Here is a 14,625-nt window from a genome sequence, read left to right on the forward strand (position 1 = left end):
TGCAGCGAGCGAGCGGCAAGACTCTGGCCGCGCAAAGGAAATGCCGTCGGACGCCGAGACCATGCCCGAGCAGCGGGTAGCGGTCACCGTGTTCGCCACGGTGCGCGGCGGCGACGCGCAGGAAGCTGCCCTCGTCGCGCAGCGCGCACTCCAGCAGGCTTTCGCAGCCGCGGCGAACAGCTTGCCCCGGGTGGCTTTGCCGCTGGAGATCCCGGTGAAACTCCCGGGCGGCTGCGAAACCGTCCGGATCGTCGCCATGCGCGAGACCGGAGCCGCTGCCCGCAACGGCTACCTGTGGGTCGAGCCCACGCCGCAGGCGTGGCAGCAGGCGCCCGACGCCCGCAGCGAGGCGGTCGAAACCGAGGGATCCGGTCGTGGCGGGCTGGGGTAAGGCGGGCGTCCGGCTGACCCCCTCACAGGCCGCGTGGCGCGCATCGCAGCGACGGGAGCGCCGCGCGGCCCGGGACGCCGAACTCGAGGCCGTGCACCGAGCCTGGCGCGAAGGCCGCGTCATCCCGGACAGCATCACCACGGCGCTCAACCTGCACGGTCTCTACGGCCCGCAGGTCGACGAAGCCTGCGGAGCCCGCGAACCCGACGTCGACAAATGGGAAGCCGGCGAGCTGTACCCGACGTGGGAGCAACTGCTGCTGCTGGCCGAACTGTGCGGGGTCACACCGCGTTTTTTCGTCGTGAGCCACGGCAGGCTCGACCCGCGGACGACCAGCCTGCGGTTCCACCACCCCGACGGGAACCAGCCGCTGGCCGAGCCGGTCCTGTTCTACCGCCGCGACGTCGTCGAGGAAACCGTCGGCCGCGAGGCGGCCCCGTAGCGCAGGCTGCCCGCCCCGCCCGCCCGGACTGTCTCGAAAGGACATTCGCAGATGCAGCCGATCAGCCTGCCCGACGCCCGTGCCCTGATCGACGAGATCGCCGGCACGGACCTGACCGCCGCCAGCTCCCCACCGACGGTCTGCCTGTGCGGCTCGACCCGGTTCTGGGACCTGCTGGCCGAAGCGAACCGCACGTTCACCGTGGCCGGCGCGATCGTGGTCGCCCCCGGAGTCGACATGAAAAACCCGCGCGAACAGCGGCACGCCCCTCAGGACGCCGACCGGATAAAGCAACGACTGGACCTGCTGCACCGCCACAAGATCGCCAGATCCGACAGCGTCGTGGTCGTCACCGACGCGACCGGCTACGCCGGATCCTCCACACGCAGCGAAATCGTCTACGCCAGGCGACTGGGCATCCCGGCCTGGCACTGGCGCCCGGCCGCCTGAACGGACCGGGACCGCAGGAACGGGAACGACGGCAGACGTCCTCACGCCAGGAGCGGGTCCTCCGTCGGATCCTCCGCGCCCGACCAATCCCGAAAGGACGACGGCAACCGGACATGCACCACCTGGCATCAGAGCCCGCCGGTCTGCCGGACTGGCTGCTGGCCGCCCTCGCCGCGATCGCGCTGCTGGCCCTCCTGCTCGGCGCGGCCGGAGCCGTGCTGTGGCTGCACATCCGCCGCGCAGAGCAGCAGTCCCGCACCTGGCACGGCGATCCCTACACGCCGCACAGTGCCGACGCCCGCGGACGCTGGACGGTCAGCCGCCTCGGCCACGACCTGCTCGAGGACGACGGATTCGTCCTCAACACCGACCCCGACCCGCCGCCCTGGCGCATGCCCTTGCCGCCGCGGCGCCCCTCCGACCGGAACGGACACCGACGATGACCATGCTGATCACGAGGCCCAGCGACGAACACGACGCCCAGGACACGCCCCGGCTCACCCCGTGCCACGCCTCCACCGACACCGGCCAGGTCCCGATGCTCGGAGAAACCACCGGCATCGCCGGGCTGCTGCTCACTCCGGCGGTCCACCACGGCGCGTTCACCGGCGGCTGGAGCCTCACCCACCAGCCCAGCGGAAAAGCAGTGACGCCCGACCTGCCGTTCGCGTACGCCCGCGAGGCCGCGCTGTGGCTCGCCGGGCGCGACATCGACTGGAGTCGCCCGGTGGAACAGCTGCGCAACGACCCTCGAGCGAGGGACGCGCACCTCGACCTGCACGGCGCGCTGATGGCCGCGCAGGGCCTGCACCTGTCCGCGCCGTTGTTCTGCGCACGGACCTCATGGCTGCAGGCTCCGCCGCCGTGGCGGATCTGGCACCAGGGCCGCCCTTCGAAGGTCGAGTTCGCGACCTTCGAAGCCGCCGCTGCGGAAGCGGACTTCGGCGCGCTGGCACCGGAAGATCTCGTCGTGCGCCGCGACGACCGGAGCCCCGGCTGGACGCTGCGCTGCGCCGCCCCGCTGTGCGGCCCGGTCCCGGCCCAGCTCACGGTGGACGACGACGCGCCGGTGCACGGCACCCGCGACGCCCTGATCGCCGAAGCCCTCGTTCTCGACTGGGCGCGCGTCGACCGACAGCACTGGATCTGCCCCGACTGCGTGCACGCCCACCAACGCTGACCCCGCGCCTTGTCTCCAGGACCCCTAAGCCGCCGAACCGAACGATCGACACCGTCTCCACGGGCCGCGCCGACGAGCACAACCGGCGCGGCCCGTCCCTTTTCCGACAAGGCCGGCCGGCGACGAGCCGGAGCCGAGCGGGCACGACAGCCAATTCCCGTTGCCGCGCATCGCGAACGCGGCCAAAGCGACAAGGAGAAAACCACGATGAAGCCCCCGACGCCCCCGGCCGACGTGGCGAAGCGACTCGCCGGCGAACGACGGCAGTTCGCGGTGAACGCGGCCGGCCACGCCGTAGCACAAGTCGTCCGCTGCCTGCCGCTGCGCGACGTGTTCCTCCGCTACCGCTGGTCCTGGACCGCCCGCCGCTGGAGCGTCGTCAGCTGGAGCGTCGTCAGCCGCACCCGGATCGTCCGGCGCCGCCGGGACATGCCGACCAGGATCGAAGCCGCCCGGGCCCTGGCGGTCGCCGCGGCGGCCGGACCGGAAGCCGAAGCCCGCTGGCTCGCCCAGCAAACCGGAATGCCGCTCGACGCGGCGCGCGAGCACGTCATGGCGGAAAGCGGCAACCGCGACGTCCGGCGCGCTGCCTGCTTCGCCCGGCGCAGCGACCTGACCCCCGACGAGCTCGCACTTCGAGTCCGGGCATTGGTCGATCGCCACTGGGACCTGATCACCGGGCTGGCCGACCAGCTGGTTCTCCACGGCTACCTCACCGGATCGGCCGTGCGCGACTTCGTGCATCACGCCGCCTGCCCCGAGGCCGAGCACGCCGACTACGACCGCTGAACACAGAAGAAAACCGTGCGCGAGCCCGCCAAGGCGGACAGCGTCTCGGGAGAGGGGAAACCATGCCCAGCACCAACATCGAGTACGCAGAGCTCGCATCCAACGGGAAGCCGATCGACGGCAGGGCCCTCGTTCGCGTGCTCATCGGCCCGCCCGGAGCGGGCAAGACCACGCTGTGCGAGCACGAAGGCTGGCGATTCGGGACTTGCCTCTCCCTGGACGCCGCCCGCGCCGATCTCGGCGCGGGCGCCCATGACCAGACCGCGACTCCCGCGGCCGTCGAACACGTCGAACTGCAGGCCCACGCCCTGCTCGCAGCAGGCGCGGACGTCACCATCGACGCCACCTCGACGACCGCGGCCGAGCGCAGCACCTGGCTGGCGGTCGCCAAGGAACACGAGGCGGCCGCCGTTGCGGTCATCGTGCGGACGCCGCTGGAAACGGCCCTGGCCCGCAACGCCGGCCGCGCGCAGCCGGTGCCGGAGGCCGTCGTGAAGCTCTTCGGGCAACGCGTCGCGCTCCTGTCGGCGGCCGACCTGGTCAAGAAGGAACACTTCAGCCGCGTCTGGGCCTGCACCCCGCCCGAGCGGGCCAGCCTGCGCTCAGTGCCACAGCCCTGGGACGGTCTCGCGCGGCGGTGACGCCCGCGGCTGGAACCGGGCCGTCGGCCCTTGATCCCCTGCCCCGGAAACAGGAAAAGGTTCTGTGTCCCGGGGCGGGATTGCACCGCCCGGACGCCGCGCCCGGCGGCCTCCGCGAGAAGGAAGAAGGAATCGAACCTTTGCCAGACAACGAGAACACGGGCAAACTCGTCCGCACCGCCGACGTGGTTGCATTCGCCGAGATGGACGGGACCCGGCACGTGCTGCTGGTGACCCGCGGGCAGTCCCCGTTCAAGGGACGCCTCGCATTGCCCGGAGGCCGCGTCGAACGCGGCGAGTCCAGCCGCGCGGCCGCGGCCCGCGAACTCGCCGAGGAAACCGGGATCGTCGTCCCCGCAGACGCACTGCAGTTCCTGGGCACCTGGGACACCCCCGGCCGCGATCCGCGCGGCAACTACAGCTCCGACGCCTACACCGTAGAGCTGACGGACATGCCCCGGCCCAAACCCGGCAGCGACGCCGCCGCCGCGACGTGGGTTCCGCTTCCCGCCGCGCACCGGACGCTTCTGGCATCCGACCACAACGACATGGTCTCCGCCGCCGACAGCGGGCACTGAAACCGCCGCCCGGCCCGATGAAACACCGCACGCTCGGCACGCCCGAGCGAATCCCAGCCCACGCAGGACACCGAAAGGAAACGCCATGTCCATGAACGCATCCGAGTTCGCCGCGGTCGTCGCCGGTCTCGGCAAGAAGCGCGGCGAACCGATCTCGATGATCGACATCCGCAGCGCGCTCGACCAAAAGAACCTCAGCCGCGCCGAGCAGGACAAGGCCATCAAACAGCTGTCCAAGGACGGAGTCCTCGTCGTGTACCCGGAAACGCGCAACGCGTTCCGGACGAAGGAAGCCGACAACGCCGCGATCACGGTCGGGGGAACGAAAAACCATCTCCTGACCCTGCAGCTCCTCTGACGGTGCGGGGCGGGCGGTACCGGGCCGCCCGCCCCGACCCCCTACGCGAAAGGAATCGCGCGCCATGGCCGACACCGCGAGCACCCCGATCACCGCCCTGCACAAGCACGGCGTGACGTGGCACCAGACCCAACCATTGCGGCAGCACGGCATCACCACCGTCGAACAGTTCGCCGACCTCGCTGCACAGCACGACAAGGAGCCGCGAACCTCCGACTTGTCCGCCGTGCCCCGTCTCGCAGCGACGCGGATCGACATGCTGACCCGCGCGCTGCACGCCTGGAAAACGGCCTGTGGCACCTGACTCGGAACTGCTTGACATCCGTTGCGAGCATCTCTGAACGTCAGCACCCAAGCCCGAGCAGCCGACGAAGACAAAGGTCGCCAGCTGCTGCGCTGGCTGTCAGGGTGACGGCCAGCCCGATCGCGTCCTCGCCTGTCCCTGACGCCGCCGCCCCGAATTCCGGAGCCGCGCATGCGGCACCAGGCTACTCAACGTAAAGGAGAAAACCCTTGTCCTGCCTGCACTTCGAAGCCGACGAGATCCGCTACGCGCAGACCATGGCCGACATGTCCGAGATTTACCGCGGCCCGGAGAAAGGCTTCTCCAGCGTCATGTGGGTTCAGCCCGATCCCGGTGCCTACTTGGTCTGGAACGCCTGGAACCACGCCACCAGCACCAGCACCAGCGACGACCATTACATCGACCAGATCGACGAGCGGTTCCTGGAGTTCCTGACCACCGATCCCGACGGCGAACTCGGCGAACGGGTGCTCATCCTGCGACGCGACACCGGCAACGCCTGGAAGCCCGGCGACTGGGACGACGCGGTCGCAGCCATGGCCCCGCGCTAGCACGGCCCGGAGACTCGCGGCCGCCTCCGACACGACGGCCGCGAGTCCTCTTGCGCATCAGACACGAGGACATCTGAACGACACCAGCCGGGCACGCGGACGACAAGGGCCGCCGCGACTTTCGCCGTCACGCTGGCCAGCAGACCGCAGCATCGCCGCTGACAACACCGCAAAACCGCCCGCGCGTAGCGCGGACACCACCGTCGAAAGGAACCTGCTTCCGCCATGCCCGACATCGACCCGGCCGCTCGGCCGCCTCAACGCACAGCCGCACGATCGGCAGCGGCGCCGCCCGACCGCCCGAACACCTTCCGCAACCGGACCCGCGTCGCAGCGCTGGCCGCGTGTGCACTCGCCGCCGTTGGCGGAATGGCCGCGCAGTGCTCCCCGGCTTCATCGTCCGCCCCCGACAGCACGCACCCGACGGCGATTGCCGTGTCCGCCGGCGATGCCACGTCGGCACGCGCGGCCCTGTCCGGGCTGAAGATCGGCGCGCGCGGCACCATGACCGGCTATTCGCGCGACAAGTTCAAGCACTGGGACAGCCAGGGCGACAGCTGCGACACCCGCGAGGCCGTCCTCAAGCGCGCGGGCAAGGACGTCAAGACGGGCAGCGACTGCAAGCCGACGTCCGGTACGTGGCTCAGCGTGTACGACGGCCAGACCTGGACCAAGCCGACCCAGCTCGACATCGACCACATGGTCCCGCTCGGCCAGGCCTGGGTGAGCGGCGCGCGCGACTGGACGCAGGAGAAGCGCGAGCAGTTCGCGAACGACCTCACGCGCCCGCAGCTGTTCGCCGTGACGGCGAGCGTGAACCGGCAGAAGAGCGACAAGGCTCCGGACGAGTGGAAGCCGCCGCTGGTGTCGTTCTGGTGCACGTACGCGACCGACTGGGTCACGGTGAAGCACTATTACGGGCTGACGATCACCGATATGGAGAAGAAGGCGTTGTCGGACATGCTGGACCGCTGCTGAGACAGCGCGGTGGCCGCGTGTTCTCGTGTGGCCACCCCCGCTGCGTCAGTCTGGATCGTAGCTGGCGAGACGCCCCGGCCTCGCCCTTTAGCCAGGGATATCGATCACTGTTCGAGTCCCTGGCTCGTCATGCGCTGGAGAGGCGCTGGGCCGACCTCACCAGCCGGATCGAGGTGCTGGTCCTGACCGGCAGCCTCGCCGCAAATGACCTCTGACTGTCCCGGAACCGCAGCAGAACGCGCTACCGCATCACCATCGACTAGGCCGAGAACGACGCCATCGCCTCAGTCCTGCGCCGCTGCGGCGATTCGAGCGCCGGAGTCCCGGCAGGACAGCGTCGTCCCGGGGCGCGGCGGAGAACAACGCAACCACCGGCGGCGAACCGCCGGAAGCCAAGGAGGACCGGATGAACGACACCCTCAAGGAGTGCCTCGGCTGCGACGCGCAACCGGGTCAAGCCCACACGCGAGAGGACTGCACCCACGCCCAGTGCCCGGACTGCGGCGAGCAGCTGTACATGCACGAGTGCGACTACTGGCCGGAAGGCGCCGAAGGCCCCGGCCGGCCCGCGCTGTGGCACGGCGCCGACCAGCAAGCCGCGGTGGCCCGCGCCCAGAACTGGTGGACCACCGCGTCCGGCGTCGACCACCCGGTCGAGGACTACACCCGCGTGAGGTTCGCCATCGCGCTCGGGCAGATCGCCTGGGACGCGTACACCCAGAAGTACACGGTCGAGAACATCGACGAAGCCGCGCTCGACAGCGCGATCGCCCGCAGCCGCTGACCAACACCCGACCAAGGGCCGCGCCGACATCCCGTCGGCGCGGCCCGCTTTACGTCGCCGGGCATCCGATCCCGTGCCCGCAACCCCTGTCCGCCTTGCCACCGAAGGACGCTTCCCCATGACAACTTCCACGTCCGCAACGACCCGTCAGCAAGCCCGTGCGCAAGCCTGTGGCGAGTACGCCCGCCTCAACGACGAAGACAGCGGCTTCCAGGCCGCGTTCGAAACCGCCGCCGGTGCTGCCGGCCGCATCGCCGTCCTCTCCCGCGCCGTCGAGGCCAGCGATCGGCTCGCCGACCTGCGTCCCGCCTGCGGCGGCCGGACCCGCGACGTGCACCGCGACCAGAACAGGTGGCGCGAGCAGGCCGCGCTCTGCCGAGCCGCGATCCGCGTCGAACATGCCCGAAGCGCCGCAGCCGAGCGCGGCCTGGAGCTGCCCGACCCTTTGGGCCTGCCGCGCGCCACCTACATCCCGCGCGACTCGGCCGCGGTTGTCATGGCCGTCTTCGCCGAGGCCTACGAACAGCTCGCCGGCTGGACGCCCCCGCAACGGGGTGCGGCGGACCCGGCGGCCGAGCCGGGCACGCGGTGACCGCCGGAACAGCGGCCACAGCGGACGCGATCACCGGGCTGCTGACCGGATACACGTTCACCTGGACCAACGAGGGCGAACTGGCCGGGCAGCTCGCCGCCGTGCTTTCAGCCGCCGGGATCGACGTGCGGCGGGAAGCGCGGCTGGGACCGCGCTGCCGGATCGACCTGCTGACCGGACGCGTCGGCATCGAGGTGAAAGTCAAAGGCACCGCCGAAGACGTCGCCCGGCAACTGCAGCGCTACGCCGCCACCGGCGCGGTCGACGAACTCGTGCTGGCCACCACCCGGGCCGCGCACCGCGACATGCCGGCCGAGTTGGGCGGAGTCCCGGTGACCGTCGCCTACCTCGTCCACCTCGCCTGAGCCGCGCCCCCGTCCCCGCGAAACCTGCTGGCCCGAAAGGAGAACCACGAGCATGGAGGCTGATCAACTCGACGCCGCGCGCCGCGCGGCGCACGGAACCGTCCACCACGTCCAGCACCCGGAGGCAGGCGGCCGTCCGGTCTGGGTGATCGACGCGGTCCCGCACGTCGCGGTCCGGCTCAAACGCCTGCTCCCGCGCATCCAGTCCGCCCGCACCGGCGCGCTCGCCGTGGTGGACACCCCGGAGTCGTCGCGGGACCTGGAATGGATCCTGGACCGCTACCCGATGCAGATGACGTCCGAGACCGCGGCGAAGCTGGCCGAACGCGCGGACCGGCACCGCCGGATGCAGGACGACGTGCTGGCCATCCTCGGCGGCCGCCGCCTTGACGCCGGCGTCCGGACCCCCGCGCGCGAGCCGTTCCCGGAACAGCTGGAATCGGCGGATCTGGCCACGGCCACCGGCAGGCTGCTCGTCGCCGACGAGATGGGCCTGGGCAAGTCGTTCACGTCGCTGCTGGTGCTGCGCGCCGCCGACGCCCTGCCCGCCCTGATCGTGACCCTGACGCACCTGCCGCGGCAGTGGATCGAGAAGGAACTCGCCGCGGCGTTCCCGGACCTGCGCGGGCACGTGATCCGCTCGACGAAGGTGTACGACCCGGGCGACGTCGACGTGCTCGCGATCTCCTACAGCAAGCTCGCGGCCTGGGCCGACTACCTCGCCGGACTCGTGAACACGGTGATCTACGACGAGATCCAGGAGCTGCGCCACCGCGACACCGAAAAGTACCGGGCCGCCGGGCGGATCGCCGACGCGGCGACCTACCGCATCGGCCTCTCAGCCACCCCGGTCTACAACTGGGGCGGCGAGGCGCACAGCATCCTCGACGTCATTGCCCGGGACGCGCTCGGCTCTCGCGAGGAGTTCCAGCGCGAATGGGGCAGCGACCTGGGCAACGGAAAGCTTGCGGTGCAGGACCCGCGCCGCCTCGGCGAGTACCTGCGCGCCGAAGGGCTGATGGTCGCCCACACCCGCGCCGAGGTCGGCCGCGAGCTTCCCGAGCCGGTGCTCGCCCAGCAGAACGTCGACGGCGACCCCGACGTCTACCGGAGCATGGTCGGCGACGCCGCGGAGATGGCCCGCTTCGTCCTCGACCGCACCCAGAACCACACGAAACGCTGGCAAGCGGCCGGGCAGCTCGACCTGAAAATGCGCCAGGCCACCGGGATCGCGAAAGCCCCCGCGGTCGCCGCGTTCTGCTCGATGCTGCTGGAAGCCGGGACCGACCGGCTCGTGCTGTGGGGATGGCACCGCGCCGTCTACGACATCTGGACCGAATGCCTGGCCGACTACCGTCCCGTCCTCTACACCGGCAGTGAAACCCCAGCAGGCAAACAGAAAGCCGTCGACCGGTTCCTCGACGGCAACAGCCGCATCCTGATCATGTCGCTGCGGTCCGGAGCCGGACTGGACGGCCTGCAGACCGGCTGCGGCACCGGCATCTTCGGCGAACTCGACTGGTCGCCCCAGGTGCAGCTGCAATGCGTCGGCCGCCTGCGGCGCGGCGACATCACCGAAGCGCCCAAGGGGTTCTTCTGCGTGTCCGACCAGGGCTCCGATCCGCCCATGATCGAACTGCTCGACCTCAAACGGATGCAGAACGACCCCATGGTCAACCCGCGCCTGCAGCCGGTGCAGCCGACCGCAGCGAACACCCGGCACATCGAAGCCCTCGCGAATTCCGTGCTGGCGCAACAGTCTCTCGACCTCGCCGCCAGCTGAGCAGACCCGACCGTGCCCATCGCAACGTGCCCCTCGGACCGCCCCGGCCCCCGTCGGGAGCGGGGCGGTCCGACGTTCAGCCCCCGAACCGCCCCCGCACGTCCGCAACACAACACCCAGGAGGAATCCATCGCTCTCACCCCGAAACAGGAAGAACTGCGCACCCTGCTCGTGCAGGCCGCCAGGCAGGGGGACGAAACCGGCGACTGGACCGCGTTGAAGACGCTGAACGCGAACCTCAGCCAGCCAGATCGCACCGCCATCAAGGACGCGATCCAGGCAGATCTGCTCGGCCAGCTCTGGCCGCACGTCCTCGACATGCTGGCCTGAGAACCGCCTCCGCCGCCGAGGCGGCTTCTCTCGGCAACCGCCCGGCTCGGTCGCAGCCGTCCCGAACACCCGCCGATCTCCGGAAATCTTCGTCTGCAAAGGAATTCTCGCCATGCTCGCCAAGGAAATCTCCTTCGTCCTCGACCTTTCCACGCACAGGCCCTTCCAGCCCTACCCCATGCTGTCGGCGCACCGGTACGAGCGGCTCCGGGCCCACGTCGTCGCCGCAGTCGCGCTGCTGGGCATCGCCGCCGCGGTCCTGTGGCTGGCGATCGACGTCTGGTGGGCCGACATCTTCCTGCCCGGCGCGCCCGCGCACGGACCGCGCGGGATCGCGGTGCGCGCCGGTTTCGCGGTCATCCTGGGCTGGCTCTGGCACATCCGCAAGGCATGGCTGCGGGAGAACCTGACGATCGCGCGCGACGGCGAATCCCGGATGGAAAAGACGTGGAGCTACTCGAAGGGACTGTCCACGGCGGCGTTCGCAGGCGCGCTCGCCGCGCCGCTGCAAGGAGTCGCGGCCGCGCTGTGGCAGGACAACTCCTTCGACGCGGACTGGGCCGAGATCAGCCACACGCTGCTCGTCCTGGAGATCCCCGCGCTGGTCTTCAGCGTGGTCTCCGTGGCCGTGTTCCGCTGGATCGAGGCGGTGCACCGGCACTACGAGCATCAAGAACTAGCCGACTACGACACCGAACGCGAACTGGGAACCAACCAGCTCACGACCAGCTGACGCCCTCCAACCCGCACCAGAAGAGCGGCCCGCTGCCGCGCGGCAGCGGGCCGCTTCGCGCACGTTCCCCTGCCGTTCCGCTTCGCCCCCCCCAGTCGCCTCTTCGCACCGGCGACCACACACGGCCACACCACAACCGGAAAGTTCAGCCCGCCCGGGAACGCCGGCGGGCCGCCACGCCCCAAACGCATCCAAGAAAGCAGAGACCAGAACTATGCGCCTACACATGATCAGCGGCCTCGCCGTCGCTGCCGCCGTCGCCGTCGCCGCGCCGGCGGGCTGCACCGTGCCCAACGGGCCGCACCACTCGGGCGGATCCGAAACCGAGAGAGAATCCGACACGGGGAACGGGCCCGACACAGGAAACGGGACGCCGTTCACCGACCCGGAGAAAGCCGAAATGTACCGCGAACTGACCCGCCCGCTCCCGTATCACGGCGGCGACGAAAACGCGCCGTGCGGGGCGTGGTCGGCGGCCACTGAGAAAGACGCACGCGAGATGCGCGAGGCACACCAGCGTTGTCTCGACGAACGCCAGCACCGCTGACGACTGCCCGTCGCCCTCGGCGGTCGTCGCAGGCCGCTCCGCATCGGGGCTCTTCCCGCATCCGTCCGCCGACGCATGCCCAGTCGGCGCGCTCAGAAACCCCTCCTCCGCAAAGGAGCACGATCATGTCCGCATCTCGGACCGACCCGCCCGCACCGCGGCGGTGGTCGCCTTGATGGGCCGCACCCACGCGGCGACCGGCCTGTTGGCCGGGATGGCACTCGCCCCCGCTCTCGGCCTCGGCACGGTGCACCAGGCGGTGGTCTTCGCGGCCACCACGGCCGGGTTCGCGCTGCTGCCGGACCTGGACCATCCCAGCGCCAGCGCGACCCGCCTGTTCGGGTGGCTGACCGGCGCCGTGTCGTGGCTGCTGCGCCGTGCGTCGGCGATCGTCTACGCGGCAACGAAAGGCCCGCGCGACGAGAACGTCGAAGGCACGCACCGGCACCTGTCGCACACCCTGCTGTTCGCCGTGGGACTCGGCGCGTCCGTCGCCGCCGGGTGCGCGGCCGGCGGAACGTGGGCGGTGCTCGCGGTGCTGGCCGTCGGCCTGCTGCTCGCGGTCGGCGTGCTGGGCGACTGGCTGCTGCTGGCCTACGCCGCGGCGGCCGCCTGGTGGTACTTCACCGCGTCCGGCGGCATCGAGGCCCAGCTGGCGGACATCTCCGGCTGGCTCGGCGTGGCCGTGGCGATCGGGTGCGTCGTGCACTGCCTCGGCGATTCGCTCACCGAGTCGGGATGCCCGTTCCTGTTCCCGCTGCCGATCGCGGGGGAGACCTGGTACGAACTCCGCCCGCCGAAGCCGCTGCGGCTGCACACCGGCAAAAAAGTGGAGACGCGGCTGGTGTTCCCGGTGGTGATCGCCTTGTGCGTCCTGACCGCCCCCGGCGTCCGGGACCACTTGGTCGAGATCGTGCGCGCGACGGCCGCGACGACGGCAGGAGCACCCCGGTGAACCACTCCCTGGAGACGCTCAACCGCCCCCTCACCGCCGGCGTGCCCGCGGCCGTCCGCGAATGCATCGCCGACGACCTCCTGATCGTCGCGATCGGCCTGCGCGAAAAGGCGAACCAGTGGCAAGCTGCCAGGAAGTTCAGCCTGGAAAGCTCGATAGCCGCACTCGCCGAGGTCGCCGACCTGATCGCGCAGCGCGCCGAGGCATGGCGTCATGCGCCCGGCTGACAGGACCGGCCCGCGGAAGACCGGCGAGCGCGCGGGCCGGTCCCGCGGCCCGCCACCGTGCTGCCTGCCCCGCGCACCCGTTCTCGGCGTCGGCCAGCCGATCGGCCGGCCGCGCCGAAGCCTGCCAAATCTGTTGCGCAACAACACGAATCAGAAGGAGAACCACAGCAAAATGAACCTCACCGACGCGATCAAGCTGGTGGCCGACGACACCCGCGAGTCCACCGACTCCTCGATGACCGACCACGAGGCGATCGCCAGCGCGCGCACGATCACGCGCGCCGACCTGGACGTGGTGGACGACGCCAAGCTGAACACCGCCTACCGCACGGTCCTCGCCGCAAGCGCCCCCGAGATCGCCAGCGCCCTCTCCTAGCCCGCGGCCGGACACAAACATCGAATTCCCCGCGCAGCAACGACATGAAGGAAGGAGCCAGCCCCATGGACCTCACAGCGGCCATCCGGAAAGTCACCGACGAATACAACGCCAGCAACGTCCCTGAAGGCCAGACCGCGGACGAGGCCGAGGTCGTGTGGGAAATACGGGGAGCGCTGACCGCCGCCGAACTCGAGTCCTGGCAGGCGACGGTGGCCCCGGACGTCATCCAGGCGTACCGCGTCGTGCTCGACGCCGGCGAAGACGACGTGACCCGCGCCCTGCGCTGATCCGCCGGGCAGCGCGAACCCCATAACCCTCGGCATAAGGAGCGACATGAGCGACATCGACGTCAGGGGCCAGAGCGACGAACAGCTGCACACCGAGAAGGACAGGCTGGTCGCAGCACTGGCTTTTCGGACCTCGGGCGACTGGGAAGCGGACCGCAGGAAGCTCCGCACGGTGATCGGCGAGTTGGAAAGCCGCGGCTATACCGTCGACTGACCTGGTCGGCATCAGCACAACAGCGCTGCCTCGGACGGGTCTCCGTCCGAGGCAGCGCCGCGTGCCCGGTCGGGGACGCCCTGATGCCTCAGCGATGGGCTAGGACGTGCAGCAACCCGATCAGCGTGCCGGAGTTCCCGAGTTGTCTCTCGGCGATCAGCTGCCGGGTGCGGGCCAGCGGAATCCACTCGAAAATGCCTTCGTCGCGTTCCGTGGGTTCGCCGATGCGGTCGACGCCGCGGGCGAGAAAGACGTGATGCGGCGAGGCAACGCTGCCGACGGCAGGCTCGAAGGTGACCAGATGCCGCAGCTCCCGGACTGTGCACCCGGTTTCCTCGGCTACTTCGCGCCGGGCGGCGTCTGCGGGTTCCTCGCCGTCCTCGAGGAGCCCACCGGGAAGCTCGTAACTCCACAGGTCCGGCACGCACCGGTGCCTCCAGGCCAGCAGGACGTGCTCGCCCGGCGCGTCGAGCACGACGACCATCACCGCCTCCGGCAACCGGACCAGGTAGTGCTCCTCGACCGCGCCCGAGGGTTTGGTCACGTCCGCCAGCTGGAGCCCAAGCCACGGAGACTCGATCACCGGGCGCACGTTTGCCATCCGCCACGGCGCGCCCGGATGTCCTGCCGCGATGTCGTCCATTGTGATCTCGTTCCTTTCCGTGGCGAACCCTTCGCCGCGATCATGTCCGGAACCGGGGTGTCAGGAGACATTCTCCTCAGGGCTCGGCGGTTCGCCGCAGGGAACGGGCCGCTGGGTTTTTAAC

The 14,625-nt window shown here is 70.3% G+C and carries 25 protein-coding genes; 24 read left to right on the forward strand and 1 reads right to left on the reverse strand.

Annotation, left to right across the window (positions count from 1 at the left end):
• The first annotated feature begins 40 nt into the window (after positions 1-40).
• The 24 genes from L3Q65_RS00815 (at position 41) to L3Q65_RS00930 (ending at position 13,858) form a co-directional block, all read left to right on the forward strand.
• On the forward strand, positions 41-391 hold the full coding sequence (locus L3Q65_RS00815) for a hypothetical protein (protein WP_237596572.1): 351 nt from the start codon (positions 41-43) through the stop codon (positions 389-391).
• Complete coding sequence (locus tag L3Q65_RS00820) at positions 375-833, forward strand: hypothetical protein (protein ID WP_237596573.1); 459 nt, start codon at positions 375-377, stop codon at positions 831-833. Before L3Q65_RS00815 ends, L3Q65_RS00820 begins: the two co-directional genes overlap by 17 nt.
• Positions 834-884: 51 nt before the next feature.
• Positions 885-1,283, forward strand: coding sequence for a hypothetical protein (locus L3Q65_RS00825; RefSeq protein WP_237596574.1), 399 nt, complete (start codon positions 885-887; stop codon positions 1,281-1,283).
• A 113-nt stretch (positions 1,284-1,396) separates the two neighbouring features.
• Entirely contained in the window at positions 1,397-1,726 is a 330-nt protein-coding gene (locus L3Q65_RS00830) for a hypothetical protein (RefSeq protein WP_237596575.1), read from the forward strand.
• The gene (locus L3Q65_RS00835) at positions 1,723-2,463 is read left to right on the forward strand and encodes a hypothetical protein (RefSeq protein ID WP_237596576.1); all 741 of its coding nucleotides are present in this window, start codon (positions 1,723-1,725) and stop codon (positions 2,461-2,463) included. Before L3Q65_RS00830 ends, L3Q65_RS00835 begins: the two co-directional genes overlap by 4 nt.
• A gap of 207 nt (positions 2,464-2,670) precedes the next feature.
• A complete protein-coding gene (locus L3Q65_RS00840; protein ID WP_237596577.1) occupies positions 2,671-3,252 on the forward strand; it encodes a hypothetical protein in 582 nt (193 codons plus the stop codon).
• A 62-nt stretch (positions 3,253-3,314) separates the two neighbouring features.
• Entirely contained in the window at positions 3,315-3,893 is a 579-nt protein-coding gene (locus L3Q65_RS00845; protein WP_237596578.1) for an ATP-binding protein, read from the forward strand.
• A 140-nt stretch (positions 3,894-4,033) separates the two neighbouring features.
• The gene (locus L3Q65_RS00850; protein WP_237596579.1) at positions 4,034-4,471 is read left to right on the forward strand and encodes an NUDIX domain-containing protein; all 438 of its coding nucleotides are present in this window, start codon (positions 4,034-4,036) and stop codon (positions 4,469-4,471) included.
• A gap of 85 nt (positions 4,472-4,556) precedes the next feature.
• The gene (locus tag L3Q65_RS00855; RefSeq protein ID WP_237596580.1) at positions 4,557-4,829 is read left to right on the forward strand and encodes a hypothetical protein; all 273 of its coding nucleotides are present in this window, start codon (positions 4,557-4,559) and stop codon (positions 4,827-4,829) included.
• A gap of 64 nt (positions 4,830-4,893) precedes the next feature.
• Entirely contained in the window at positions 4,894-5,133 is a 240-nt protein-coding gene (locus L3Q65_RS00860) for a hypothetical protein (protein ID WP_237596581.1), read from the forward strand.
• Between the two features lie 209 nt (positions 5,134-5,342).
• Positions 5,343-5,684: a hypothetical protein gene (locus L3Q65_RS00865; RefSeq protein WP_237596582.1), complete on the forward strand. Its 342-nt coding sequence runs from the start codon at positions 5,343-5,345 to the stop codon at positions 5,682-5,684.
• Positions 5,685-6,053: 369 nt separating this feature from the next.
• Complete coding sequence (locus L3Q65_RS00870; protein WP_237596647.1) at positions 6,054-6,662, forward strand: HNH endonuclease family protein; 609 nt, start codon at positions 6,054-6,056, stop codon at positions 6,660-6,662.
• A 406-nt stretch (positions 6,663-7,068) separates the two neighbouring features.
• Positions 7,069-7,446, forward strand: a complete 378-nt coding sequence (locus tag L3Q65_RS00875; RefSeq protein WP_237596583.1) for a hypothetical protein — start codon at positions 7,069-7,071, stop codon at positions 7,444-7,446.
• Positions 7,447-7,564: 118 nt separating this feature from the next.
• Entirely contained in the window at positions 7,565-8,038 is a 474-nt protein-coding gene (locus L3Q65_RS00880; RefSeq protein ID WP_237596584.1) for a hypothetical protein, read from the forward strand.
• Complete coding sequence (locus L3Q65_RS00885; protein WP_237596585.1) at positions 8,035-8,403, forward strand: PD-(D/E)XK nuclease family protein; 369 nt, start codon at positions 8,035-8,037, stop codon at positions 8,401-8,403. The genes L3Q65_RS00880 and L3Q65_RS00885 overlap by 4 nt, the downstream gene beginning before the upstream one ends.
• A 52-nt stretch (positions 8,404-8,455) precedes the next feature.
• The gene (locus tag L3Q65_RS00890) at positions 8,456-10,186 is read left to right on the forward strand and encodes an SNF2-related protein (RefSeq protein WP_237596586.1); all 1,731 of its coding nucleotides are present in this window, start codon (positions 8,456-8,458) and stop codon (positions 10,184-10,186) included.
• Positions 10,187-10,198: 12 nt separating this feature from the next.
• Positions 10,199-10,516 (forward strand): hypothetical protein, encoded by a 318-nt coding sequence (locus tag L3Q65_RS00895; RefSeq protein ID WP_237596587.1) that lies wholly within the window; start codon positions 10,199-10,201, stop codon positions 10,514-10,516.
• Positions 10,517-10,628: 112 nt separating this feature from the next.
• Positions 10,629-11,249, forward strand: a complete 621-nt coding sequence (locus tag L3Q65_RS00900; protein ID WP_237596588.1) for a hypothetical protein — start codon at positions 10,629-10,631, stop codon at positions 11,247-11,249.
• Positions 11,250-11,475: 226 nt separating this feature from the next.
• Positions 11,476-11,796 carry a hypothetical protein gene (locus L3Q65_RS00905; RefSeq protein WP_237596589.1) on the forward strand — a complete coding sequence of 107 codons (321 nt, stop codon included), beginning with the start codon at positions 11,476-11,478 and terminating at the stop codon, positions 11,794-11,796.
• A 175-nt stretch (positions 11,797-11,971) separates the two neighbouring features.
• Positions 11,972-12,751, forward strand: coding sequence for a metal-dependent hydrolase (locus L3Q65_RS00910; protein WP_237596590.1), 780 nt, complete (start codon positions 11,972-11,974; stop codon positions 12,749-12,751).
• Positions 12,748-12,978, forward strand: coding sequence for a hypothetical protein (locus L3Q65_RS00915; RefSeq protein WP_237596591.1), 231 nt, complete (start codon positions 12,748-12,750; stop codon positions 12,976-12,978). Before L3Q65_RS00910 ends, L3Q65_RS00915 begins: the two co-directional genes overlap by 4 nt.
• 172 nt (positions 12,979-13,150) lie before the next feature.
• A complete protein-coding gene (locus L3Q65_RS00920; protein WP_237596592.1) occupies positions 13,151-13,354 on the forward strand; it encodes a hypothetical protein in 204 nt (67 codons plus the stop codon).
• A gap of 65 nt (positions 13,355-13,419) precedes the next feature.
• Complete coding sequence (locus L3Q65_RS00925; RefSeq protein WP_237596593.1) at positions 13,420-13,644, forward strand: hypothetical protein; 225 nt, start codon at positions 13,420-13,422, stop codon at positions 13,642-13,644.
• 46 nt (positions 13,645-13,690) lie between these two features.
• Positions 13,691-13,858 (forward strand): hypothetical protein, encoded by a 168-nt coding sequence (locus tag L3Q65_RS00930; protein ID WP_237596594.1) that lies wholly within the window; start codon positions 13,691-13,693, stop codon positions 13,856-13,858.
• Between the two features lie 88 nt (positions 13,859-13,946).
• On the opposite strand, the gene L3Q65_RS00935 is transcribed toward L3Q65_RS00930, so the two are convergent.
• The gene (locus L3Q65_RS00935; protein ID WP_237596595.1) at positions 13,947-14,501 is read right to left on the reverse strand and encodes an NUDIX hydrolase; all 555 of its coding nucleotides are present in this window, start codon (positions 14,499-14,501) and stop codon (positions 13,947-13,949) included.
• Between the last annotated feature and the right edge of the window lie 124 nt (positions 14,502-14,625).

Origin of the sequence: Amycolatopsis sp. FU40 (assembly GCF_021903635.1) — a bacterium.
Taxonomy (GTDB): domain Bacteria; phylum Actinomycetota; class Actinomycetes; order Mycobacteriales; family Pseudonocardiaceae; genus Amycolatopsis; species Amycolatopsis dendrobii.